Source organism: Pseudomonas syringae KCTC 12500 (assembly GCF_000507185.2).
GTDB lineage: Bacteria > Pseudomonadota > Gammaproteobacteria > Pseudomonadales > Pseudomonadaceae > Aquipseudomonas > Aquipseudomonas syringae.
The window spans coordinates 3,033,816-3,056,910 of the sequence record NZ_AYTM02000002.1; the positions used below are offsets into that span (position 1 = coordinate 3,033,816).

Annotated in this window: 20 protein-coding genes and 1 riboswitch; of the genes, 13 read left to right on the forward strand and 7 right to left on the reverse strand. The window is 60.3% G+C overall.

Going from position 1 to position 23,095, the window contains the following annotated elements; all coding sequences use genetic code 11:
- Positions 1 to 3 precede the first annotated feature (3 nt).
- The 3 genes from V476_RS13745 to V476_RS13755 are packed head-to-tail and all read right to left on the reverse strand — an operon-like array spanning position 4 to position 2,372.
- The gene (locus V476_RS13745; protein WP_024961504.1) at positions 4 to 819 is read right to left on the reverse strand and encodes an aldo/keto reductase; all 816 of its coding nucleotides are present in this window, start codon (positions 817 to 819) and stop codon (positions 4 to 6) included.
- A complete protein-coding gene (locus tag V476_RS13750; protein WP_003414437.1) occupies positions 816 to 1,991 on the reverse strand; it encodes an NAD(P)/FAD-dependent oxidoreductase in 1,176 nt (391 codons plus the stop codon). The genes V476_RS13745 and V476_RS13750 overlap by 4 nt, the downstream gene beginning before the upstream one ends.
- 48 nt (positions 1,992 to 2,039) lie before the next feature.
- On the reverse strand, positions 2,040 to 2,372 hold the full coding sequence (locus V476_RS13755) for an SMR family transporter (RefSeq protein WP_003346798.1): 333 nt from the start codon (positions 2,370 to 2,372) through the stop codon (positions 2,040 to 2,042).
- Between the two features lie 69 nt (positions 2,373 to 2,441).
- Here V476_RS13755 and waaA point away from each other — a divergent pair, with 69 nt between their 5' ends.
- Positions 2,442 to 3,722 carry a lipid IV(A) 3-deoxy-D-manno-octulosonic acid transferase gene (gene waaA / locus V476_RS13760; protein WP_024961505.1) on the forward strand — a complete coding sequence of 427 codons (1,281 nt, stop codon included), beginning with the start codon at positions 2,442 to 2,444 and terminating at the stop codon, positions 3,720 to 3,722.
- A gap of 122 nt (positions 3,723 to 3,844) precedes the next feature.
- On the opposite strand, the gene V476_RS13765 is transcribed toward waaA, so the two are convergent.
- Positions 3,845 to 5,284: a TolC family outer membrane protein gene (locus V476_RS13765; RefSeq protein WP_024961506.1), complete on the reverse strand. Its 1,440-nt coding sequence runs from the start codon at positions 5,282 to 5,284 to the stop codon at positions 3,845 to 3,847.
- Positions 5,285 to 5,451: 167 nt separating this feature from the next.
- Positions 5,452 to 5,556: riboswitch (TPP riboswitch) on the forward strand.
- A 154-nt stretch (positions 5,557 to 5,710) separates the two neighbouring features.
- Here V476_RS13765 and thiC point away from each other — a divergent pair.
- On the forward strand, positions 5,711 to 7,600 hold the full coding sequence (gene thiC / locus V476_RS13770) for a phosphomethylpyrimidine synthase ThiC (RefSeq protein WP_010407496.1): 1,890 nt from the start codon (positions 5,711 to 5,713) through the stop codon (positions 7,598 to 7,600).
- A 78-nt stretch (positions 7,601 to 7,678) separates the two neighbouring features.
- Here the strand turns inward: thiC and V476_RS13775 are convergent, their stop codons facing one another.
- Positions 7,679 to 8,626: an IS110 family RNA-guided transposase gene (locus V476_RS13775; protein WP_024961480.1), complete on the reverse strand. Its 948-nt coding sequence runs from the start codon at positions 8,624 to 8,626 to the stop codon at positions 7,679 to 7,681.
- Between the two features lie 562 nt (positions 8,627 to 9,188).
- On the opposite strand from V476_RS13775, the gene cytX reads away from it, so the two are divergent.
- Positions 9,189 to 10,478, forward strand: a complete 1,290-nt coding sequence (gene cytX / locus V476_RS13780) for a putative hydroxymethylpyrimidine transporter CytX (protein WP_024960679.1) — start codon at positions 9,189 to 9,191, stop codon at positions 10,476 to 10,478.
- On the opposite strand, the gene V476_RS13785 is transcribed toward cytX, so the two are convergent.
- Complete coding sequence (locus V476_RS13785) at positions 10,447 to 11,193, reverse strand: RsiV family protein (RefSeq protein ID WP_024960678.1); 747 nt, start codon at positions 11,191 to 11,193, stop codon at positions 10,447 to 10,449. The genes cytX and V476_RS13785 overlap by 32 nt on opposite strands.
- A gap of 207 nt (positions 11,194 to 11,400) precedes the next feature.
- On the opposite strand from V476_RS13785, the gene V476_RS13790 reads away from it, so the two are divergent.
- The 10 genes from V476_RS13790 (at position 11,401) to V476_RS13835 (ending at position 21,253) form a co-directional block, all read left to right on the forward strand.
- Complete coding sequence (locus V476_RS13790) at positions 11,401 to 12,018, forward strand: NUDIX domain-containing protein (protein ID WP_003342963.1); 618 nt, start codon at positions 11,401 to 11,403, stop codon at positions 12,016 to 12,018.
- Entirely contained in the window at positions 12,009 to 12,461 is a 453-nt protein-coding gene (locus tag V476_RS13795; RefSeq protein ID WP_003393560.1) for a DUF1249 domain-containing protein, read from the forward strand. The genes V476_RS13790 and V476_RS13795 overlap by 10 nt, the downstream gene beginning before the upstream one ends.
- A 199-nt stretch (positions 12,462 to 12,660) precedes the next feature.
- Entirely contained in the window at positions 12,661 to 13,035 is a 375-nt protein-coding gene (locus tag V476_RS13800; protein ID WP_003317172.1) for a hypothetical protein, read from the forward strand.
- 87 nt (positions 13,036 to 13,122) lie between these two features.
- On the forward strand, positions 13,123 to 13,929 hold the full coding sequence (cpdA, locus tag V476_RS13805; protein WP_032629449.1) for a 3',5'-cyclic-AMP phosphodiesterase: 807 nt from the start codon (positions 13,123 to 13,125) through the stop codon (positions 13,927 to 13,929).
- A gap of 88 nt (positions 13,930 to 14,017) precedes the next feature.
- Positions 14,018 to 14,635, forward strand: a complete 618-nt coding sequence (locus V476_RS13810) for a YqiA/YcfP family alpha/beta fold hydrolase (RefSeq protein ID WP_024960676.1) — start codon at positions 14,018 to 14,020, stop codon at positions 14,633 to 14,635.
- A 76-nt stretch (positions 14,636 to 14,711) separates the two neighbouring features.
- Entirely contained in the window at positions 14,712 to 16,616 is a 1,905-nt protein-coding gene (parE, locus tag V476_RS13815) for a DNA topoisomerase IV subunit B (RefSeq protein ID WP_003414454.1), read from the forward strand.
- Positions 16,613 to 17,590 (forward strand): esterase-like activity of phytase family protein, encoded by a 978-nt coding sequence (locus V476_RS13820; RefSeq protein ID WP_003342974.1) that lies wholly within the window; start codon positions 16,613 to 16,615, stop codon positions 17,588 to 17,590. The genes parE and V476_RS13820 overlap by 4 nt, the downstream gene beginning before the upstream one ends.
- Before the next feature lie 38 nt (positions 17,591 to 17,628).
- Positions 17,629 to 18,108, forward strand: coding sequence for a retropepsin-like aspartic protease family protein (locus tag V476_RS13825; RefSeq protein WP_153222477.1), 480 nt, complete (start codon positions 17,629 to 17,631; stop codon positions 18,106 to 18,108).
- Positions 18,109 to 18,118: 10 nt separating this feature from the next.
- Positions 18,119 to 20,374, forward strand: coding sequence for a DNA topoisomerase IV subunit A (parC, locus tag V476_RS13830; protein ID WP_003317178.1), 2,256 nt, complete (start codon positions 18,119 to 18,121; stop codon positions 20,372 to 20,374).
- Positions 20,375 to 20,557: 183 nt separating this feature from the next.
- Positions 20,558 to 21,253 carry a PqiC family protein gene (locus V476_RS13835; protein ID WP_016567056.1) on the forward strand — a complete coding sequence of 232 codons (696 nt, stop codon included), beginning with the start codon at positions 20,558 to 20,560 and terminating at the stop codon, positions 21,251 to 21,253.
- Between the two features lie 174 nt (positions 21,254 to 21,427).
- Here V476_RS13835 and V476_RS13840 read toward each other — a convergent pair whose 3' ends face one another.
- Positions 21,428 to 22,972, reverse strand: a complete 1,545-nt coding sequence (locus tag V476_RS13840) for a HAMP domain-containing protein (RefSeq protein WP_003317180.1) — start codon at positions 22,970 to 22,972, stop codon at positions 21,428 to 21,430.
- Positions 22,973 to 23,095: the final 123 nt, after the last annotated feature.

Genomic DNA, 23,095 nt, shown 5'->3' on the forward strand with positions numbered 1-23,095 from the left:
CAATCAGGCTTGACGGCAAATCACGGCAGCGGCAGTTGCAACGTTGTGTGCCAGGTGCAACGGGTTGATGGTGCCGACAATAGCACTGGCAACCGCCGGATGTTCAAACAGTAGCTGGAAACTGGCGTGGACCGGGTCCATGCCGGGTGTCAGGCAGACATGACCACTGGCCAGCGCTTTCTTGACCAGAATGCCTTTGCCATGCGCCTGCGCGTAATCCAGTACCGGTTTTTCATCCTGCTCGTTGAGGTTGTAAGTGACCATTGCGCAGTCACCGTCAAGCAGCGCCAGCAGGCCGCCTTCGACGGTCTTGCCGGAAAAGCCGAAGCCGCGAATCTTGCCTTCGCGCTTGAGGTCGGCGAGCGTTTGATAAACCCCGGCGTCGTTGAGGATCGCCAGATCGTTGCCGTCCGAATGCACCAGAACCAGATCGAGAAAGTCAGTTTCAAGACGTTTCAGGCTGCGCTCGACCGATGTGCGTGTATGGGCGGCGCTGAAGTCATGGCTCGACTGGCCGTTGACGAACTCCTCGCCAACCTTGCTGACGATCACCCAGTCCTGGCGCTGACCGCGCAGCAACGGCCCCAGGCGCTCTTCGCTGGTGCCGTAGGCGGGTGCCGTGTCGATCAGGTTGATGCCCATGTCGCGGGCCATGCGCAGCAGCATCTGCGCCTGCTGGTCATCGGGAATCTTGAAGCCGCTGGGGTATTTGACGCCCTGGTCGCGCCCCAGTTTGACGGTGCCCAGCCCCAGCGGCGATACGTTCAGGCCGGTACTGCCCAGCGGGCGATGCAGATCGTGCAGGGTTTTCAGGCTCATGGCAGCAGTTCATCCCAGACAGGTATGGCCATCGGAGGCCGTGGCACATCGCTCAGCGCAGCTTGCGGGGTCGGGTGGATGCCGTCTCTGGACAGCTGCGACAGGACCCGGTCGGCGAAGTCCGGTGCCAGCGCCAGCTTGGTCGGCCAGCCGATCATCAGGCGTTGCTGGCTGTCGAGGAAGGCGTTGTCCGGGCGCACCAGCCCTGATTGAGCCGGCTCGGCACGATCAACACGCAGGGTCGCCCACTGCGCCTGACTCAGGTCGACCCACGGCAGCAGCGCCTCAAGTTCTTTACGGGCGACGGCGATCTGCGCGTCCGGTTGGCGCGCCACGCCATCGGCTTCGGCCAGATCGCCACCCAGATACCACACCCACTGGCCATCTGCGGCCGGGTGCGTGGTCACGGTAATGCGTGGCTTGGGGCCGCCACCCAGGCAATGAGCGTACAGTGGCTTCAAGGTCGGCCCCTTGACCAGCACCATGTGCAACGGACGGCGCTGCATCTGCGGTTGCGAAACGCCCAGTGCGTTCAGCAGATCGGCATTGCCGCCACCGGCACTGAGCACGATGCGCTGCGCATGGATATCGCGACCATCGACGCGCAGACCGATCAGTTCATCGCCCTCGAAGAGCGGCTCGATGTGCTGACCGGCCAGCAGGCTGTCACCGGCCAGCTCGGCAAGCCGCCCGATCAGACTGGGTACATCGACCACCAGCTCGGCCAGTCGATAGACCTTGCCTTTGAATTTGGGGTTTTGCAGGGCTGGCGGCAGTTGCTCGCCCTTGACCTGATCCACACGGCCGCGCACGGCCTTGCTGGCGAAGAAACTGGTGAGGTTGCCGGCGATGGTGCCTGGCGACCACAGGTAATGGGCCTCGGACAGCAGGCGTACACCGGACAGGTCCAGCTCGCCCTTGCCATCGAGGGCCTCACGCCAGCGACGCGGCATGTCGGCAATGGCTTCGGAGGCACCTGACAGCGCGCCGTGCAGCGCGTACTTGGCGCCGCCGTGGATGATCCCCTGAGACTTGAGGCTTTGCCCGCCACCCAGGCTGGCGCTTTCTACCAGCACTGTCGAGAACCCTTGACGACGCAACCGGGCATTGAGCCAGAGACCGGCGACGCCAGCCCCGACAATCAGCACGTCAGTGGAAATAACCGATGGCATGAGCACCTCAGTGAGCGAAAAGTACCAGCATTATAAAGGATCGGGTTTTCAATGCCCGGCGGTTTTCGAGAACAGCTGAATGACTGCCACGCCTGCCACGATCATGCCCATGCCCAGCAGCGCGGGCAGGTCGAGTTTCTGGCCGTAGATGAAGAACGCCGCGATGCTCACCATGACGATGCCCATGCCCGACCAGATGGCGTAAGTGATGCCCACCGGGATCGTGCGCATCACCAGAATCAGCATCCAGAACGCGATCGCATAGCCGGTAATCAACAGCACCAGGGGCAGCGGGGTGCTGAATCCCTTCACGGCTTTCATGGACGTGGTGGCGATGACTTCCGCGCAAACGGCGATAGCCAACAGGTAATAAGCGTTCATGGTGCATTCCTTTTCGTCAGGCTGCGCATTCTAGCGACTTGTGATGGCGGGCTGATAAACTCCGCGCCCATGAATAGAACTCTTTATACCGTACTGTTTCATTTCGGCCTGCCGCTGGTTGCCCTGCGTCTGTGGTTGCGTGCGCGCAAGGCTCCGGCGTATCGCCAGCGCATCGGCGAGCGCTTCGCCCGCGGCTTGCCGGTCATGCAGCGGGGCGGCATCTGGGTGCATGCGGTGTCAGTGGGGGAAAGCATCGCCGCCGCGCCGATGATTCGCTCGCTGCTGGTGCAATATCCGCAATTGCCGATCACTGTGACTTGTATGACGCCCACAGGTTCGGAGCGAATCAAGGCGCTGTTCGCCAGTGAGCCGCGAATTCAGCATTGCTACCTGCCCTACGACCTGCCGTGGGCGGCCGCGGGTTTTCTCGATCAGGTACAGCCACGGCTGGGGATCATCATGGAAACCGAGCTGTGGCCCAACCACATCCACCAGTGTTCCCTGCGCGGGATCCCCGTGGTGCTCGCCAATGCGAGGCTGTCGGAGCGTTCGGCGCGGGGGTACGCGCGCTTTGCCGGGCTGACGCGACCGATGCTCGCGGAAATGGCCTGGTTCGCGGTGCAGACTGAAGCTGAGGCGCAGCGCTTTCGTGATTTGGGCGCACGCCCCGAGTGCGTGGCGGTGACCGGCTCGATCAAGTTCGACCTGAGCATCGACCCGCAGCTTCTGCAGCGTGCCGCCCAGCAGCGTGAACAATGGCAGACCACGCAGCGTCCGGTCTGGATCGCGGCCAGCACGCATGCAGGCGAGGATGAAAGCGTGCTGGCGGCTCATCGCACGTTACTGACCAGTCACCCCAATGCGCTACTGATTCTGGTGCCGCGCCACCCCGAACGTTTCGACAGCGTGCATGCGTTGTGTCAGCAACAGGGTTTTGCGACGGTAAGGCGTTCCTCCGCACAGGCTGTCACGCCTGACGTCTCGGTGCTGATGGGCGATACCATGGGGGAATTGCTGTTTCTCTATGCGCTGGCTGACATCGCTTTCGTTGGCGGCAGCCTGGTGCCCAACGGCGGGCACAACCTGCTGGAGCCTGCAGCACTGGCCATGCCGGTACTCAGCGGTCCGCACCTGTTCAACTTTCTTGAGATTGCCGCAATGCTGCGCAAGGCCGGTGCATTGCAAGAGGTCAACGATGCAGCAGCGCTGGCCGCCGCCGTGCAGGGCCTTTTCGACCAGCCGCAGCAGGCGCGCAACATGGCCGATGCCGGGCTTGCGGTGATGAAAGCCAATCAGGGCGCACTGCAACGCCTGCTCGACGGGATCGGGCGGTTGATGAGCAGGCGCTGAGTCGGGGAGGACGCGGAGCGTCCGGAACGGCATGCCGATGCAGAGCGTCGGCACGATAGTTGAGATTCTCGTTCCTCACACTCCAGCGTGGGAATGCATTTCGTGACGCTCTGCGTCACCTGTCAGCGCTTTGCAGGTCGCTCGAAGTTCTTCTGCGCGGCAGTCGCCAGGTCTGGCGGCAGGAAGTCCTTGTCCGGGTTGTAGTCGGCCTTCAGGTAGCGCGACAGGTCCTGCAGGTCGCCCGGGTTCAGGGTGCCTGCTGCCTGCTTGAGGCGCAGGTTGTCGAGGATGTAGTCGTAACGCGTGTTGTTGTAGTCCCGCACCGAGGCATACAGCTGGCGTTGCGCATCCAGCACGTCGACGATGTTGCGGGTGCCGACCTGATAACCGATTTCAGTGGCTTCCAGCGCGCTCTGGTTGGAAATGATCGATTGTTTGCGGGCCTGGACCTGCTCCACATCGGTATTCACCGCGCGATGCAGGTTGCGCGTATTTTCCACCACCTGACGACGCAGGCTTTCACGGCGTTGCTCGCTCTGGCTAAGGCGCGCATAGGCTTCACGTACCTGTGAGCTGGTCAGCCCGCCGCTGTAGATCGGGATATTCAACTGCACGCCAATGCTGCGCTGCTCGACGTCGCCGCCGTAGTTGCGGCCGGTGTAGTTGGGGTTGCTGAAACCCAGTGCATCGTTATCGCCACGCTGATAGGTCGCCACGGCATCGAGCGTCGGCGCGTGTCCGGCCTTGCGTTGACGCAGGGTTTCTTCGGCGGCATTGACTGCGTAGTTGCTGGCCAGCAGATTGAGGTTCTGCTGCGCGGCGGTATCGACCCAGGCCTTGGCGTCATTGGGCGTCGGTGCCAGCACCGGCAGGGTATGCACGATGCCTTCGATCGAGTTGTATTCGCGGTTGGTCAGCGTCACCAGCGCCTGAAAGGCATCGTCGACCTGGCGTTGGGCAATGAGTCGGCTGGCGCGTGACGTGTCAAAGCTGGCCTGCGCCTGCAGTACATCGGTCTTGTCCGACAGGCCGACATCGAAGCGCTCGTTGGCCTGATCCAGTTGGCGCTTGAAGGCCGCTTCCTCGGCCTTGGTCGAGGCCAGATTGTCCTGTGCACGCAGTACGCTGAAATAGCTTTGCGCCGATTGCAGGATCAGATTCTGCTCGGTAGCCGATAGCTCGAGCGCCGCCTGTTCGTTGCTCGCTTCGGCAGCCTGCAGCTGGAACCAGCGGTCGGCGCGGAAGATTGGCTGGCTCAGCGTGGCCTGGTAGAGGTTGCCGCTGCGGGTGGCCACGGCTCTGGGCTGATCGATGCTGGTCCGGGTACTGCTGTTCTGGGCGCTGCCGGAAATGTTCGGCAGCAAACCGGCGCGGGCCTGCGGCACGGCTTCCTTGCGTGCATCGTAATCGGCGCGTGAGGCTGCGAGGTCGGCGTTGTTGTCCACTGCCTGCTGATAAACGCTCAACAGCCCTGTCTGCGTTGGCCTTGGCAATTCGGCTGCCCAGGTCAACCCGCTGGACGAAAACGAAACAGCCACGACCAACGAAAGTTTGCGCAACATGAGGCATTCCCTGTTCATGAAGAAAGTAATTAGAGCTCGGGTTGAAGAGAAACCGGGCTAGGGAGTGTAGAGTCAGACGCTTTTGGCAACAATCGTCGATTTGCGCCATTTATCGAGCCCCGTGCAAATAGGCTGGCGTTGCGACGGCACCCCGTCATAGACTGGCGGCGTTCTTGTCGGGGTGCCTTGCTATGAGGCTGAGATCGGTTAAACCGGATCCCGTTGAACCTGATCAGGTTAGCGCCTGCGTAGGGAACAAGATTTCTCGTCTCCCGGCGAGTCCTCTTGAGTGCCGTCCGGGGTCGATTGTTCAAATAATGAACAGTTTCGCCTCCTTTCGATACTCAGCACCAGCATTGGTGCACCCGTCCGTCATGTCAGGTCACTCCGACAATAAATCCGCAACTGGATGTCTGGAGAGCCGTGATGAGTATAAAAGCAAAAAACGCAGCCCATTTGAGTGAGTCGGCGCAGGTCGATTCCGGATCGGTACAGCCGTTTACCCGTTCGCAGAAAATCTACGTTCAGGGCTCGCGCCCGGACATCCGCGTGCCGATGCGCGAAATCACCCTGGACGTCACCCCGACTGACTTTGGCGGCGAGATTAACGCCCCGGTCACGGTCTATGACACCTCCGGCCCCTACACCGACCCCAATGTGATCATCGACGTGCGCAAAGGACTGGCTGACGTGCGTTCGCCATGGATCGACTCGCGCAATGACACCGAGCGTCTGCCGGGCCTGAGCTCCAACTTCGGCCAGCAACGCCTGAGCGATGCCGAACTCACCGCGCTGCGCTTTGCTCATGTACGCAACCCGCGCCGGGCCAAGGCCGGCGCCAACGTCAGCCAGATGCACTACGCGCGTCAGGGCATCATTACTGCCGAGATGGAATACGTCGCCATCCGCGAGAACATGAAGCTCCAGGAAGCCCGCGCCGCAGGTCTGCTGACCCAGCAACATGCCGGGCACAGCTTTGGCGCGAGCATTCCGAAAGAAATCACTGCCGAGTTCGTGCGTGAAGAGATTGCCCGGGGCCGCGCGATCATCCCGGCCAACATCAACCACGTCGAGCTTGAGCCGATGATCATCGGTCGCAACTTCCTGGTGAAGATCAACGGCAACATCGGCAACAGCGCACTGGGCTCTTCCATCGAAGAGGAAGTCGCCAAGCTGACCTGGGGCATCCGCTGGGGCTCGGACACGGTCATGGACCTGTCCACCGGCAAGCACATTCACGAAACCCGTGAGTGGATCATCCGCAATTCGCCAGTGCCGATCGGTACGGTGCCGATCTATCAGGCGCTGGAAAAAGTGGGGGGTGCAGCCGAGGACCTGACCTGGGAGCTGTTCCGCGACACGCTGATCGAGCAGGCCGAGCAGGGCGTCGATTACTTCACCATCCATGCCGGGGTGCTGCTGCGTTACGTGCCGCTGACTGCCAAGCGTGTCACCGGTATCGTCAGCCGTGGCGGTTCGATCATGGCCAAATGGTGCCTGGCGCACCACAAGGAAAACTTCCTTTACACGCATTTCGAAGACATCTGCGAAATCATGAAGGCCTACGACGTCAGCTTCTCGCTGGGCGACGGCCTGCGTCCGGGCTCGATTGCCGATGCCAACGATGCGGCGCAGTTCGGTGAACTGGAAACGCTGGGCGAACTGACCAAGATCGCCTGGAAGCATGATGTGCAGACCATGATCGAAGGCCCTGGCCATGTGCCGATGCAGTTGATCAAGGAGAACATGGACAAGCAACTGGAATGCTGCGACGAAGCGCCGTTCTACACCCTTGGCCCGCTGACCACCGACATCGCGCCGGGTTACGACCACATCACCTCGGGCATCGGGGCGGCCATGATCGGCTGGTTCGGCTGCGCCATGCTGTGTTACGTCACGCCCAAGGAACATCTGGGGTTGCCGAACAAGGATGATGTCAAAACCGGGATCATCACCTACAAGATCGCAGCCCATGCAGCGGACCTTGCCAAAGGCCATCCGGGTGCGCAGATCCGCGACAACGCCTTGAGCAAGGCGCGTTTCGAGTTCCGCTGGGAAGATCAGTTCAACCTCGGCCTGGACCCGGACACTGCGCGTTCGTACCACGACGAAACCCTGCCCAAGGATTCGGCCAAGGTCGCGCATTTCTGCTCCATGTGCGGGCCGAAATTCTGCTCGATGAAGATCACTCAGGAAGTCCGCGAGTACGCCGCCAATCAGCGGATTGAAGCGGTAGACGTCGACGTCGCCAAGGGACTGGCCGAACAGGCCGAGCGCTTCAAGCAGGAAGGCAGCCAGTTGTACAAGAAGGTGTAGAGAGCGATAGCCACTCCGGGAGAGATACTTGGCTTCTGCCCGAAGGGCGTAGGAGATTCTATGGTTTTGGCAAAGCCCTCAAGCCACTTTTGTTTGATATTCGCTCTGGTTCTTTAACAGAGCGAAGACTACTCGAGCCAACTTTCGGGAGAGCATGACCAGCGCTTGAGTTGTACTAAAGCCACGCTTTCTCTGCTCTTCATAAAAAGGCTTCCAGGCCGGCGTACGGCTCCCGGACATAGCCGCGTTGTGCAGCAACCGTCGGGCTTCTGGATCGCCGCGTTTGGTCAATCGACGAGGTCCATCACTTTGCCCTGATTTGGATACTCTCAGGTCCAGCCCAAGAAACGCGATAAAGGCGTTCGCTCCGCTGAACTCGCCTCGCTGAAAAGAAGTGACCAAACGAGCTGCAGTCAGAAAGCCGATCCCTTCTACTTTCATACAGCGGTTGACCTGCCTCATCAGACCGGCTTCCTGCAGTACATCGCGAATCTTCTTTTCAACGAGCGCCTCAAATCGTTTCATCGAGTTGACCTGATTGGCGAACGCTGTTCTCAGAAAAGGCTCGTTGGTCCAGCTTTGCACCAGGCCAGTACGAGCCTGAACCAAGGCTGCACGACGTCGGAACAGGCTCAGAAGCTGCCGATAAAGCGGGCTCGCAGGTATCCAGGGCCGCAACTCATCAAGCTCGTTTTTCAGGTATCGGGCCAACAAACGAGCATCTTGGGCATCGGTTTTGGCGCGTATGTTGACGCCTTTACGGTAATGACTGAGCTGATAGCCATCCACCATATAAATGTCACAGCCTGCTTCGTGGGCCGCATCCGCGAACAGGACGTGATAGACGTTAGTGGCTTCGATGGCGATGGCGCAGCTGCTCGCCAAGGCCTTCAGCCATTGGGTGATGGCGACTTTGGTATTGGGGATTGCCTCAAGTCGATCATATTGATCGTGGTAGATCACCAGCTCATTCTTGGCGACATCTACACCGATGATCGGTTTTTGCAGAGTAACCCGCATTGCCATAACGCCTCCTCGGGGATAAGGTTTACAGACTTGAAGGGGCCACCCAGAGGCGCAGGCTTGTTTCTATCGTAGGTTGTGAGCCTTAAGCATTCTTTATCGGCGCTTGGGTGAAAGGAGGAGGGGTGAAATCTCCTACGGGTCTGTACTGCGCGAACAGTCAGAAGCGAACTAAGTCCCTCCTCCTCCCTTCAAGTCTTACCATACAAGCGAACTTGTTCGCGAAAGCTTTATTCCGGGCGATGCATCTTCAGCGGATGTAACGACCCTTTCGCGAACAAGTTCGCTCCCACGGCCTTCGGCCAGAATCAGAAGCGGACTTGTGCATAGCGATGCATCGGACGCAGAGCACGCTTCTGCCCGAAGGGCGTAGGAGCGACCGGGGCGGCGATCCGCATTGTTCGCGAAAGCTTTATTCCGGGCGATACATCTTCAGCGGATGTAACGACCCTTTCGCGAACAAGTTCGCTCCTACGGCCTACGGCCAGAAGCCCGCTCTGCGTCCGATTCTGAAGGTGCAGTGCCGCTGCACCCGGTTCCTAGACTTTCCACACGAGACACCCCTGTGAACACACCCGGCACCTATTCTCCCGATACCCCAGTCCCCGCCAGCCAGCGCGTGTTCGGCGGGCGGGATCTGTTTTCCCTGTGGTTTTCCCTCGGCATTGGCCTGATGGTGTTGCAGACCGGGGCCTTGCTGGCACCAGGGCTGGGCATGTCCGGCTCGATGCTGGCGATCTTCCTCGGCACGCTGGTGGGCGTCTTGCTGCTCGCCAGCGTTGGCGTGATCGGCAGCGATACCGGCCTGTCGTCCATGGCTGCGCTCAAACTCAGCCTGGGCAGCAAGGGCGCGTCGCTACCCGCTGTATTGAACCTGCTGCAACTGATCGGTTGGGGGGCGTTCGAGATCATCGTCATGCGCGACGCAGCCAGTCTGCTCGGCGCTCGGGCCTTTGCAGAGGGCAGCCTGTGGAGCAGTCCGCTGCTCTGGACGCTGTTGTTCGGCGCACTGGCCACGCTGTTGGCCGTCAGCGGACCCTTGACCTTCGTGCGCCGGTTTCTGCGCAAGTGGGGCCTGTGGATACTCTTGACGGCGTGTGCATGGCTGACCTGGAACCTGCTGACCAAGGCTGATCTGCCCGCGCTGTGGGCAACCTCCGGCGATGGTTCGCTGCCGTTTGCCTCCGGGTTCGACATTGCCATCGCCATGCCGCTGTCGTGGCTGCCGCTGATTGCCGACTACTCACGCTTCGGGCAGCGCGCGAAAAGTGTCTTCGCTGGCACCGCTACTGGCTTTTTTATCGGCAACTTCTGGCTCATGAGCCTGGGCGTCGCCTACACCCTGGCGTTCGCCCCGAGCGGCGAGGTCAATGCCTTGCTGCTGGCGCAGGCCGGCGCAGGCCTGGGTATCCCGCTGCTCCTGATTCTGCTGGACGAGACGGAAAATGCGTTCGCCGATATTCACTCGGCTGCAGTCTCCAGTGCTCTGCTGTCACGCATCAAAGTCGAGCATCTGGCATTGGCGATTGGCGTGGTCTGTACGCTGATCGCCTGTCTGGCACCGTTGGCGCAGTATCAGAACTTTCTGTTATTGATCGGCTCGGTATTCGCGCCGCTGTTCGGCGTCGTGCTGGTTGACCATTTCATCCTGCGTGGTCGCAGTGGTCAGGTAGCGGAGGGCGGTTTGCGCTGGATGAGCCTGCTGGCGTGGCTCGGCGGGCTCAGCACCTATCATCTGCTGGCCAATCTTTATCCTGAAGTGGGCGCAACACTGCCAGCGCTCATTGTCGCTGGCGTGTTGCAGCTGCTGATCGGCGGTGCGATCAACCGCGGCCGGGGAACAGTTCCGGCTTGAGAATGCCATTGAGCTGAGGGTAAGGAATCTTCAGCTCGATGTGACCCATCGAATACGGCGCGATCGTATCGACCGAGTACTTGAGGATCACTGCACCGTAGGTCAGCGCAATGTGGGGCGTGCGCTTGAACGGCCAGGTCTTCATGAACTCGCTGTCTTCATTCATCTTGGTCGATACCAGCCAGCCCTGGTGGGCCAGTTGGGCTTTCTGCCAGAACTCGCCTTCCTTGCCCGGGATGATCATGTCAGCCAGGGTCAGGACTTTCTGCTGCTGACGCGAATAGTTGATGAACGCCCGACCCGGGTTGCCGTGGGCACCGCCGGTCTCCAGATAGCTGGACAGTTCGACCACTACGATACCGTCATGCTGCTCGCGTACCTTGGCCTGCAAATAGCTGGCGTTGCGACCCTGGGCCTGGCTCAGAAACTGTTCCTGATAGGCTTTGATCGACACAGGCGGCGATTCGCTGCTGTCGGCAACGGTCAGTTGCAGCAACGTCTTCTGAACGATGGCGTCCAGGCGCGGCTCATCGGGGAAGTGCACGGTATCGATGTTCACCAACGGGCAGTCGACCGTGGTGCAGCCCGGCTTGATCAGCTCGGAAGCATCGCGCTGGACTTGCAGCGGTGTGCGCATGTTGGGCGTGAAGAGGCTTTGGCAGGCGCCGAGCAACAGGGCCAGGCAAGCCAGTGAAGTGATCCTCAATAACGACATGTTGATCCTTGGCAGTGTCAGTAAAGGCGGTTGCGTTGTACGTATGCAGGCTGGTTGGACTGTAAACAACGTCTTCGGTTCGATCATGGCAGATTAGAATTGTTTTAAGTCCCGGCCGTCTACCCTGCATCTTCAAGGGGGCTGCATCTGACTGCCGATGCGCGTTAGGATGGCCCGATGTCAAACACGGCGGCAAGCGAGAAACCCATGACCCAGACCACACGATCTGCACCAAGCGCTTTTGAAACCATAAAGCGTGAAAACTGCTTCAAGGGCTTCTATAAGCTGGACAAGCTGCATGTGCGCCACGAATTGTTCGCGGGCGGGATGAGCAAGGAAATCAGCCGCGAACTGTTCGTTCGCCACGACGCCGTTTGCGTGCTGCCTTATGACGCCAAACGTGACGAAGTCGTGCTCATTGAGCAGTTTCGCGTAGGCGCCATGAAAAAGACCAACAACCCCTGGCTGGTCGAACTGGTCGCAGGTCTGATCGACAAGGACGAGCAGCCGGAAGAAGTTGCTCATCGCGAGGCGGAAGAGGAAGCTGGACTGAAGTTCGAAGCATTGTGGCCGATCACCAAATACTTCCCTTCGCCGGGTGGCAGCGACGAGTATGTTCACCTGTTTCTGGGGCGCTGCACGAGCGAAGGCGCGGGCGGCTTGCACGGGCTGGAATCTGAAGGCGAAGACATCCGGGTCACGGTCTGGTCATTCGATGACGCCATGCAGGCGATGAAAGACGGAATAATCAAGAACGCATCGACGATCATCGCCTTGCAATGGCTGGCGCTGAATCGTGCAGAGATAAGGGGTTTATGGTCGTGAGTCCAGTGCGCGAACGCTACCGTGTCGATCTTGCCGGACTGCAGGCCGCGTGCGAGGCCAACTACGCGCGCCTGATGCGCCTGCTGCCCGACATGCGCAACGAACAGCGCTCACGCCGCGTCGCCGTTACCCAGGGTGATCAGATGCTGGGCGTGCTGGCAGTCGAAGTACTGCTCGACTGCCCGTACACCACCACCTTGCAGGTCTGCCAGGAACACAGCCTGCCCTGGCTACCGGTGCCCAAGCTCGAAGTACAGGTCTATCACGACGCACGCATGGCCGAAGTCATCGGCGCCGAACATGCACGGCGCTTCCGGGGCATCTATCCCTACCCCAACGCCGACATGCACCAACCAGACGAAAAAGCCCAGCTCAACCTGTTTCTGGGCGAATGGCTGAGTCATTGCCTGGCGTGTGGGCATGAGTTTGAGGCGGTGCGTTAACTCCTTTCCTCAGTTGTTCTCGTACTACCGCTTCCCGGCTTCGCTCTGGATTTCTCCCACATCTGATTGACCAGCAAGTGACATCAACTGACAGTGGGTGTGCTTCGGTCCTGTAGGTTGTTTCTGAAAATACCCCGGCACCTTGGATTTGAAACCCAATGCCTTACATTCGGCCTGAATTGATTTGCAGGTATAACGAATGAGTTACTTAGGCACTCCTCGGCGTCAGTTAGCGTGCTTCGCGGGAATCACTTTCAGCCTTTTCAGCTATATCGAGGTGATAACCCTGACAGGCAGCGCTCTGCGTGGGGAGCACTCTCTGTATGCAGCCATTATCGGAGCGGTCATCGGTATTCTGTCTTTGAGGCTCATGCCGTGGATCGTTCATCTGGCTGGATTGGCAGGAATGATTCTTGGCGTTGCCCTGGAGCTTTTGTTGGCGGGATATCTCTGGCCCGGAATGCCTTATGAGCGCGTGCTGAGCTATCTCTTGGGTGCGGGACTGGCAGGCATGGTGTCGGCCGGACTTATTGCTTCAATTGTGCTCAAGCACCGAGCGAATCAGCAAATGTGACCAAATGCTCGTCCGCACGCACATTCCCGGTTTACCCGCCCGTTGCCGCATCACATAATCGCGCTGAATCCTCTCTGGGAGACGGTCTTGCCGAGCACAGCCCTTTCATCGTCAGTTTTGCTGGTGCAGATATCCGATAGCCACTTGTTCGCCGAGGCGGACGAGGCGTTGTTGGGCATGAGTACGCGGGACAGTCTGGAAAAAGTCGTTGATCGGGTGCTGGCCGAGCAGCCGCACATCGATCTTGTGGTCGCCAGCGGCGATATCTCCCAGGACGGCAGTGTCGAGTCTTACGAAGCGTTTCGTCAGATAAGCGGGCGGATCGATGCGCCAGCGCGCTGGTTCGCCGGTAATCACGACGAACTGCCGCAGATGGAACAGGTTGCGCAGCATCATGGGCTGCTCGACCCTGTGGTGGATATCGGTCAATGGCGGGTGACGCTGCTGGATTCAGCGGTGCCCGGTTCGGTGCCGGGTTTTCTCGCGGCTGCGCAATTGCAGTTGCTGGAACAGTCGCTGAGCGAAGCGCCTGACCGGCATCACCTGGTCTGCCTGCACCATCACCCGGTGGCGATTGGTTGTGAGTGGATGGCGCCGATCGGCTTGCGCGATGCCGATGCGTTGTTTGCCGTGCTCGATCGTTTTCCGCAGGTTCGCGCCATACTGTGGGGGCATGTGCATCAAGAGTTCGACCAGATGCGTAACGGCGTGCGCCTGTTGGCGTCGCCTTCGACCTGCATTCAGTTCGCCCCGGGCAGTGTGGATTTCAAGGTGGACACCACGGCGCCGGGCTATCGTTGGCTGCGACTGCACGACGATGGACGGCTGGAAACGGCTGTTTCCCGAGTGGTCGGCCTGGAATTCGAGGTCGATTACGGCGGCACCGGCTATTGATCGGGCAGGCGGATACGTTTCCGGTGAGGTGCTGTAGCGTAAGTCCCTGTAAACTACACGGCTTTGCCTTGCACCCGGGAGCGACAGCGTGACGAGCGACACACCTTCACTGCTATACATCCATGGCTTGAACAGCTCGGCCTTGTCGAGAAAGGCCTGTCAATTAAGCGCGCTGATGAAATCCCTGGGTCTGGCTGATCGTTTGCAAGTCCCTGAACTGCATCACCATCCGCGTCAGGCCATGCTCCAGCTTGAAGCGGCTATCACGGCGCTGGGACGGCCATTACTGGTCGGCAGCTCCCTCGGCGGCTACTATGCGACTCATTTGGCGCAGCGGCACGGCCTCAAGGCGGTGCTGATCAACCCGGCAGTCAATCCGCATCAGCTGTTCGACGGGTTTCTCGGCGTGCAACAGAACCTGTACACCGGCGAGCAGTGGCAGTTGACCGAAGACCATATCCGGGCGCTGGCCGAGCTCGAAGTACCCGTGCCGCAGGACCCGCAGCAGTTTCAGGTGTGGCTGCAGACCGGTGACGAGACGCTCGATTATCGTCGCGCCGAGAAGTTTTACCGGGCCTGTGCCTTGCGCATTCAGGCGGGCGGCGACCACAGTTTTCAGGGTTTTGCCGAGCGCATGCCGGCACTGCTGACGTTTGCCGGATTTGCCCCCGATCTGTTGCAGAAGATCGATCTGTCGGCGCTGTAGGCGATCGATGCCCGGTCACATGAATGCAAGAACATTGAACCCCCGAAACTCCATGAAAGATTGATAACGAGAACCCATGGCCACTCCCAGCGCTAGCTCTTATAACGCAGACGCCATCGAAGTCCTCTCGGGCCTCGATCCGGTTCGCAAACGTCCGGGCATGTACACCGACACCTCGCGGCCCAACCACTTGGCTCAGGAAGTCATCGACAACAGCGTCGACGAAGCCCTGGCCGGGCACGCGCGTTCGGTACAGGTCATCCTTCATGCCGACAATTCGCTCGAAGTCTCCGACGACGGCCGCGGCATGCCAGTGGACATCCACCCGGAAGAAGGCGTGTCCGGCGTCGAGCTGATCCTCACCAAGCTTCACGCAGGCGGCAAGTTTTCCAACAAGAACTATCAGTTCTCCGGCGGCCTGCACGGCGTGGGCATTTCCGTGGTCAACGCGCTGTCCACTCAGGTTCGGGTGCGGGTCAAGCGTGATGGCAACGAATATGAAATGACCTTCGCTGACGGCTACAAGGCCACCGAACTGGCGGTCGTCGGCACCGTTGGCAAGCGCAACACCGGGACCAGCGTCTATTTCGCCCCCGATCCGAAGTATTTCGATACACCGAAGTTTTCTGTCAGCCGTCTCAAGCATGTGCTCAAGGCCAAGGCGGTTCTGTGCCCGGGTCTGCTGGTCAGCTTCGAAGACAAATCCAGCGGCGAGAAAGTCGAGTGGCATTACGAAGACGGCCTGCGCTCCTACCTGCAGGACTCGGTCACCGACTTCCTGCGCCTGCCGGACGAGCCGTTCTGCGGCAGCTTCACCGGTAACAAGGAAGCGGTCGACTGGGCGTTGCTCTGGCTGCCCGAAGGGGGCGACAGCGTTCAGGAAAGCTACGTCAACCTGATCCCGACCGCGCAGGGCGGCACCCACGTGAACGGTTTGCGTCAGGGCTTGCTGGATGCCATGCGCGAGTTCTGCGAGTTCCGCAACCTGTTGCCGCGTGGTGTGAAGCTGGCCCCGGAAGACGTCTGGGAACGCATTGCCTTCGTCCTGTCGATGAAAATGCAGGAGCCGCAGTTCTCCGGGCAGACCAAAGAACGTCTGTCGTCCCGTGAAGCGGCGGCCTTCGTTTCCGGTGTGGTCAAGGATGCGTTCAGCCTGTGGCTCAACACGCACTCCGAGCTGGGCCTGCAACTGGCCGATCTGGCGATCAACAACGCCGGTCGGCGCCTCAAGGCAAGCAAAAAGGTCGAGCGCAAGCGCATCACTCAAGGGCCGGCGTTGCCGGGCAAACTGGCCGACTGTGCCGGACAGGATCCGGCACGCTCCGAACTGTTTCTGGTCGAGGGTGATTCTGCCGGCGGTTCCGCCAAGCAGGCTCGCGACAAGGAATTCCAGGCGATCCTGCCGCTGCGCGGCAAAATCCTCAACACTTGGGAAGTGGACGGCGGCGAAGTGCTTGCCAGTCAGGAAGTCCACAACATTGCCGTGGCCATCGGGGTTGACCCGGGCGCAGCCGACATCAGCCAGTTGCGTTACGGCAAGATCTGCATCCTGGCCGACGCCGACTCGGACGGTTTGCACATTGCGACGCTGCTGTGTGCGTTGTTTGTGCAGCACTTCCGCCCGCTGGTCGACGCCGGGCATGTGTACGTCGCCATGCCACCGCTGTACCGGATCGACCTGGGCAAGGAAATCTACTACGCGCTGGACGAAGCCGAGCGTGACGGGATCCTTGACCGTCTGGTCGCTGAAAAGAAACGTGGCAAGCCGCAGGTCACCCGATTCAAGGGGCTGGGTGAGATGAACCCGCCGCAGTTGCGCGAAACCACCATGGACCCGAACACCCGGCGCCTGGTGCAGCTCACGCTGGACGATTTCGCCGCCACCTCGGAAATGATGGACATGCTGCTGGCGAAGAAGCGTGCAGGTGATCGCAAGTCCTGGCTCGAGTCGAAGGGCAACCTTGCCGAGGTCCTGACTTGATACGAGCCTGGCTCGCCGCCCTGATCCTGATTGCCGCGCCGGTTGTCGCTGCGCCACTCGAGGCCCTTAAGCTGCAATCCGAGCACCCGGTAGACGACATGGCCGGTGGCAATCTGTCAGGTCTGGCAATGTGCAACGGCCAGTTGTGGACCGTGTCCGACCGTGACGACGATGTGCTGTACAGCCTGGATGTGTCGCAAGACACCTGGAAGGCTCAGTCACATCACATTGACGCACCGGCACCACAAAGCTATCTGCCGCTTAAGCTGCGTTTCATGGCGGGTCTTTCCGCGCTGATACGTGGCGGCAGTCTGGATTTCGAGGGTGTCAGCTGTGATGCAGCCGGCAATCGCTATCTGGTCAGCGAGGCTTACGGCGCAGTGCTCAAGGTTCCGGTCAGCGGTAAACCGTTCTGGCTGGATTTGCCGCAAGCGCTGGTGGATCAGGCGCAGACTCAGGGCATGTTGCAGCGTTTCAACGCGATTTTCGAAGGGATTGCCGTGAATCCTGCGGGCGACCGTCTGTGGCTGGCGGCCGAACGCGAGAAGCGCGGCTTGCTGGTGGTGCAACGCGACAAGGAGCAGTGGACCTGCGGGCAAAGCTGCGTGCTGCTGTCCGAGTCCGGTCTGGACGCGTTGCCGCCAGAGCAGGGCAGTAAAAAGGTGTCGACGGATTTTTCCGATGTGTCGTTGTACAACGGCAAGCTGTTCACGCTGGAACGCGCGGTGTATCGCATCTGTCGGCGTGATCTCGAAACCGGGCAGGTCGAGCGTTGCTGGTCGTTTGCCAAGGAAGCCATGGTGCCGTCGCGTCGTTACGATCAACCCTACGGGCTGACCGAGGCACTGGTGGTGGACGAGACGGGCGCGTGGATCGGCATCGACAATAACTTCGGTGTGCGTGCCGACGGTGAGAAGCGCCCGATCGTCTGGCGTTTCGCTGCACCTGAGGCGGGCTGGGGTGCCGGGCAGTGAGCGACGTGCAGCCTGGCAAGCGCGCTGGCAAGGTGCTGATGATCGTGGCCTGGGCGGCCGGTCTGTTTCTCGCGACGCGCTTTTTCGGCGATTGGGAAGACCGGCAGCAGAACCCCAACGCCGTGGTCACCTCGCAACACGGTGACGGCTATATAGAGGTGCAGCTGGCAGGCAATCGTCAGGGGCACTTCGTCACCACCGGCCAGATCAACGGCCGGACAGTGGAGTTCATGATTGACACCGGGGCGACCGATGTGGCCGTACCCGGAGATATGGCTGACCGCCTGGGGCTCAAGCGTGGCTTTCCTGTCACGGTCAGCACGGCCAATGGCAACAGTCAGGGTTTTCGGACCACGCTTGACCGCTTGCAACTGGGCGATATCGTCCTGACCAATGTGCGTGCCCTGGTGGCGCCCGGTCTGGACGGTGAACAGGTGCTGCTGGGTATGAGCGCAATGAAACAACTCGAATTCACACAGCGTGGCGGCAATTTGCTGCTGCGCCAGTCAACGAAATAATGAGGCCCGCATGAGCGACTCCCTTGACCTCAGCCTGGATGGTGTAGAACGCCGATCATTGGCGGACTTCACCGAACAGGCCTACCTCAACTACTCCATGTACGTGATCATGGACCGTGCCTTGCCGCATATCGGTGACGGCCTGAAGCCTGTTCAGCGACGCATCATCTACGCCATGAGCGAACTGGGCCTGGGTGCCGACGCCAAGCACAAGAAGTCGGCGCGTACCGTCGGCGACGTGCTCGGCAAGTTCCACCCGCACGGCGACTCGGCCTGTTACGAAGCGATGGTGCTGATGGCTCAGCCGTTCAGCTACCGCTACACGCTGGTGGACGGGCAGGGCAACTGGGGTGCGCCGGATGATCCCAAGTCCTTTGCGGCCATGCGCTACACCGAGGCGCGTCTGTCGCGTTACTCGGAAGTCCTGCTCAGCGAGCTGGGTCAGGGCACTGCTGACTGGGTGCCGAACTTTGACGGCACCCTGGACGAACCTGCGGTGTTGCCGGCACGTTTGCCGAACATCCTGCTCAATGGCACTACCGGTATCGCCGTCGGTATGGCGACCGATGTGCCGCCGCATAACCTGCGCGAAGTCGCCAGTGCCTGCGTTCGCCTGCTGGACGATCCCAAGGCCACGGTTGCCGAGCTGTGCGAGCACATTCTGGGGCCGGACTATCCGACCGAAGCGGAAATCATCACGCCGCGTGCCGACCTGCTGAAAATCTACGAGACCGGACGTGGCTCGGTGCGCATGCGTGCGGTTTATCGCATCGAAGATGGCGACATTATCGTCACCTCACTGCCGCATCAGGTATCCGGTGCCAAGGTGCTGGAACAGATCGCCGCGCAGATGCAGGCCAAGAAGCTGCCGATGGTTGCCGACCTGCGCGACGAGTCGGACCACGAGAACCCTTGCCGTATCGTGATCATCCCGCGCTCCAACCGGGTTGAGCTGGACGAGCTGATGCAGCATCTGTTCGCGACCACCGAGCTGGAATCCAGTTACCGGGTTAACATCAACATTATCGGTCTGGATGGCAAGCCGCAGCTCAAGAACCTCAAGACACTGCTGGGCGAATGGCTGACGTTCCGTATCGGTACGGTGCGTCGCCGCCTGCAATTCCGCCTGGACAAGGTAGAGCATCGTCTGCACCTGTTGGACGGTTTGCTCACGGCTTACCTGAACCTCGATGAAGTGATTCACATCATCCGTACCGCCGAGCATCCGAAGGCGGAGCTGATTGCGCGTTTCGATCTGTCGGAAATTCAGGCCGATTACATCCTCGACACCCGTCTGCGTCAGTTGGCGCGTCTGGAAGAGATGAAACTGCGCAGCGAGCAGGACGCCTTGCGCAAGGAGCAGGCCAAGCTTCAGGCGTTGCTGGGCAGCGAGTCCAAGCTGCGCAAGCTGGTGCGTGCCGAGCTAATTGCCGACGCGGAAACCTATGGCGACGACCGTCGTTCGCCCATCGTTGCCCGTGCCGAAGCCAAGGCGCTGTCTGAAAACGAATTGATGCCGACCGAGCCGGTGACTGTCGTCCTGTCGGAAAAAGGCTGGGTACGCTGTGCCAAGGGCCACGACATCGACGCTACCGGGCTTTCCTATAAAGCCGGGGACGGTTTCAAGACCTCGTCCATCGGCCGCTCCAATCAGTTCGCCGTGTTCATCGACTCGACCGGGCGCAGCTACTCGGTTGCGGCCCACACCCTGCCATCAGCGCGAGGCCAGGGCGAGCCGCTGACGGGCAAGCTGCAACCGCCACCGGGTGCGACCTTCGAGTGCGTTTTGCTGCCGGAAGATGATGCGTTGTACGTGATCGCGTCGGATGCCGGTTATGGTTTTGTCGTCAAAGGCGAAGACCTGCAAGCCAAGAACAAGGCGGGCAAGGCGCTGCTGAGCCTGCCGGCCGGGGCGAAAGTCATCCTGCCTCGCCCCGTGCCTGATCGTGAGCAGAACTGGCTGGCTGCGGTGACCACCGAAGGCCGCCTGCTGGTGTTCAAGATCAGCGATTTGCCGCAGTTGGGCAAAGGCAAGGGCAACAAGATCATCGGTATTCCGGGTGAGCGGGTAGCCAGCCGTGAAGAGTATGTGACTGATCTTGCGGTGATCGGACAAGGCGCTACGCTGGTACTTCAGGCGGGCAAAAGAACGCTGTCGCTGAAACCTGAAGACCTCGAACATTACAAGGGGGAACGTGGCCGACGAGGCAATAAACTGCCAAGGGGCTTCCAGAGGGTCGACGCATTATTGGTGGAAAATAGCTGAAAACATTGATCTGGCACCAAGGTTCTTCGTTTTGCCATGAAGTACGATGCATAATCGCTGGAGTCATGGTGCATATTCACGGATGATATGGGGTCTTGGGGTGCATGCGTGGCTCAGTGCCTGCATGGGTCTTGAAAGTACTTATACTGTGGCTTGTCTCTGGACGGCCACCTGGATGGGATGATGAATTTTCTACGCCTTCCCTTGATCCTGCTGATGACTGGCGTTCTGGGTCTGGCTGGTTGCAGTGTGCACCAGCCGACCGCGCTTTATCAGCTCGATAGTGGTGAGCCTGGTCAGCCGAAACAGAGTAGTGGTCTGGCAGTACTGCTGGGTCCTGTTTCGGTGGCCGACTATCTGCAACGCGAAACCCTGCTGCAACGCCAGCCTGACGGTACCCTGACCGCCTCGTCCGATGGGCGCTGGGCAGGTAACCTGTCTTCGGATATCGACCAGTTGCTATTGCGTCAGCTGGCCTGGAAGCTGGACAGCCAGCGCGTCGTCATGGCGCCCGCAACGGCCAGCTTCACGCCCGATGTTCAGGTCGTGCTGTCCATCACTCGCCTGGACTCCGGTGCCAAACAGCCCGCAGTACTGGACGCACAATGGCGACTTGTGGACCGCAAAGGCCATGTGCGTGACAGCCGACTGGTCCACCTGGAACAAGTCCATGCCGGCAGCTCTGCCGATCAGGTCAAGGCCCAGGGTATGCTGCTGCAGCGCCTGGCTGATCAGGTCAGCACAGCCATCAAGCCGATTTCCTGGCAGGCGCTCGAAGAGCCGAAAAAAACACCTGTCGCCAAGGCCAAAGAGCCTGACAAGCCAAGAATTCCACTGGCGTCCCCTATACGCACCGATCTTGAAGTGTTCCGCTTCTAGGATCGGCCCAACAAAAAGCCCGCAGCGATGCGGGCTTTTTGTTGGGCGCTCATCTCTGGTTCCCACACCTCGGCGTTCCTGATGCGCCGCACCGTCAGGATAGGACGCAGAGCGTCCAGAGCGGCGTGCCCATGCAGAGCATGGGCACGAGGGAGGAGTGAGCGGAGGAGGCGATCAGGCCTTGTTGGATTCGTGCATGCGCGCCAACTGGCGTTCGAGCATCGACGGGTAGGGCTCCATCAGGCGTTCTACGCAGCAGGCACCTTCCGGACTGGCAATCGGGCGGATGCGGGCGCGTTGGCGGATCAGCGGGTCGTCGTTGATGCGGCGCTCGACCAGCAGCAGGTTGCGACTGTGCTGAGACAGTGCCAATGCATCCTGCGCGGTTTCGGTCAGCAACAGATCGATCTGGCTCAGACCACTCAAGCCTTCGCCCAGCGTCAGGCCCAGTTGCAGTTGCAAGGTGATGCCGCTGTCGGCCACCTCGATCTGCAAGGCATGACTGAGTGCGCGCAACAGCTCGCCGCAGCAGATCGCGTTGGTCAGGTAGTCATCACCGCTTTCGTGGCTATGGAACAGCATCAGCGTGCTGCCGTCATTCAGCGTATGCAGCTCGCTTTCATACAGCGAAGCGGCCTGATCGAGGCAGTCGCGGTAGCGTTGCAGCAATTCGGTCAGGCGTGCGCGGGGCAGGCGGCGCAATTGATCCTGCGCACCGAGCTGCACGGCCAGCACTGCGCTGTTGTGCGGTTCGACCGGCGCTGCCGAGGCAGCCACCGGGCGAACGGCTGGCGAGTTGTCCGATTGGTCGCGCAGATCGGCGAACGGATCCTCGTCATCGTCGTCTTCATCTTCTTCGGCAACGATGCGGCGCTGCACAGGTGGTGCCGGCAAGCGCGGTTTTGCTTCGCTGCTGCGTGCCGAAACCTTTGGCGCGGGCTTCTCTTCCGGCTCCAGATAAGGATCTTCGCTGTCGTCTTCCTCGCCTTCATATTCGGGCTCGGGCAGCGGTTCTGGCTCCGGCACAGGCGGCGCGAACGAGGTACGCAACTGCCGCGCCAGATCGCCGATTTCATCCTGGCGATCTGTGGCTGGTGTGTACGGGTCAATATTCCGTAGCCAGATACGCATCTGCATCAGTGGCGTGGAGATATGGCGGCCAAGGCGCAGGCTCAGGGCCAGCGCAAGGGCCAGCAGGATGCCGGCCAGAATGCCCATGCTCTGCAGACTGATGGTCAGCGGCTGCTGGAACTGCGACATGTCGAGGCTGATGCGCAGATGGCCCGCCATCACGTCCTGGAACGTGATCTTGATTTCATACAGACCCTGAGCTTCCCCCAGTAGCCCGTTTTTCGGGCGCTGGCCGGCCTCCGCGAGGATGCGGTTATCCACACTGTAGATAGCGGCATGCGCTACCAGCGGATTCTTGACCAGATTACCCAGCAGCACGTTGAGACTGAGGATGTCGTTGGACACCAACAGCTCGGTAGCCGAGGTGGCAGTCTGGGTGGTCAGGGCCTGCCCCAGCGCATCAGCCTGTTCATGCATGGCCTGCTTGAACTGCAGGCCCATGACACCGGCGTAGATCACCAGCGCCAAAGCGACCAGGATCACGTTATGGCTGGCAATGCGCAAAGCGATCGGTACACGGCGATGACGCAGGGCACGAAAGATGAGCAGGAAGAAATTATCGGTTTTAACGGGCGTGGGCCGGTTCACAGAGCACGGTTCTTTCGGTGAAGTTGTCGCGCAGTATAACGAGCGACCCAGTGGCGGCAAAGCGCTGCCTGTGCCCGGTGGTCACTGAATGTGGTTAGAATGCGGTTTTTTTCCACTGCGGGG

Bases quoted from the DNA above. Each gene is read 5' to 3' on its own strand.
- parC (WP_003317178.1), top strand. From the start codon at position 18,119: ATGAGCGACTCCCTTGACCTCAGCCTGGATGGTGTAGAACGCCGATCA.
- waaA (WP_024961505.1), top strand. From the start codon at position 2,442: ATGAATAGAACTCTTTATACCGTACTGTTTCATTTCGGCCTGCCGCTG.
- V476_RS13785 (WP_024960678.1), bottom strand. From the start codon at position 11,193: ATGTCGTTATTGAGGATCACTTCACTGGCTTGCCTGGCCCTGTTGCTC.
- V476_RS13775 (WP_024961480.1), bottom strand. From the start codon at position 8,626: ATGGCAATGCGGGTTACTCTGCAAAAACCGATCATCGGTGTAGATGTC.
- V476_RS13825 (WP_153222477.1), top strand. From the start codon at position 17,629: ATGATCGTGGCCTGGGCGGCCGGTCTGTTTCTCGCGACGCGCTTTTTC.
- thiC (WP_010407496.1), top strand. From the start codon at position 5,711: ATGAGTATAAAAGCAAAAAACGCAGCCCATTTGAGTGAGTCGGCGCAG.
- V476_RS13745 (WP_024961504.1), bottom strand. From the start codon at position 819: ATGAGCCTGAAAACCCTGCACGATCTGCATCGCCCGCTGGGCAGTACC.
- V476_RS13800 (WP_003317172.1), top strand. From the start codon at position 12,661: ATGAGTTACTTAGGCACTCCTCGGCGTCAGTTAGCGTGCTTCGCGGGA.
- V476_RS13755 (WP_003346798.1), bottom strand. From the start codon at position 2,372: ATGAACGCTTATTACCTGTTGGCTATCGCCGTTTGCGCGGAAGTCATC.
- parE (WP_003414454.1), top strand. From the start codon at position 14,712: ATGGCCACTCCCAGCGCTAGCTCTTATAACGCAGACGCCATCGAAGTC.
- V476_RS13835 (WP_016567056.1), top strand. From the start codon at position 20,558: ATGAATTTTCTACGCCTTCCCTTGATCCTGCTGATGACTGGCGTTCTG.
- V476_RS13750 (WP_003414437.1), bottom strand. From the start codon at position 1,991: ATGCCATCGGTTATTTCCACTGACGTGCTGATTGTCGGGGCTGGCGTC.
- V476_RS13795 (WP_003393560.1), top strand. From the start codon at position 12,009: ATGGTCGTGAGTCCAGTGCGCGAACGCTACCGTGTCGATCTTGCCGGA.
- V476_RS13765 (WP_024961506.1), bottom strand. From the start codon at position 5,284: ATGTTGCGCAAACTTTCGTTGGTCGTGGCTGTTTCGTTTTCGTCCAGC.
- V476_RS13790 (WP_003342963.1), top strand. From the start codon at position 11,401: ATGACCCAGACCACACGATCTGCACCAAGCGCTTTTGAAACCATAAAG.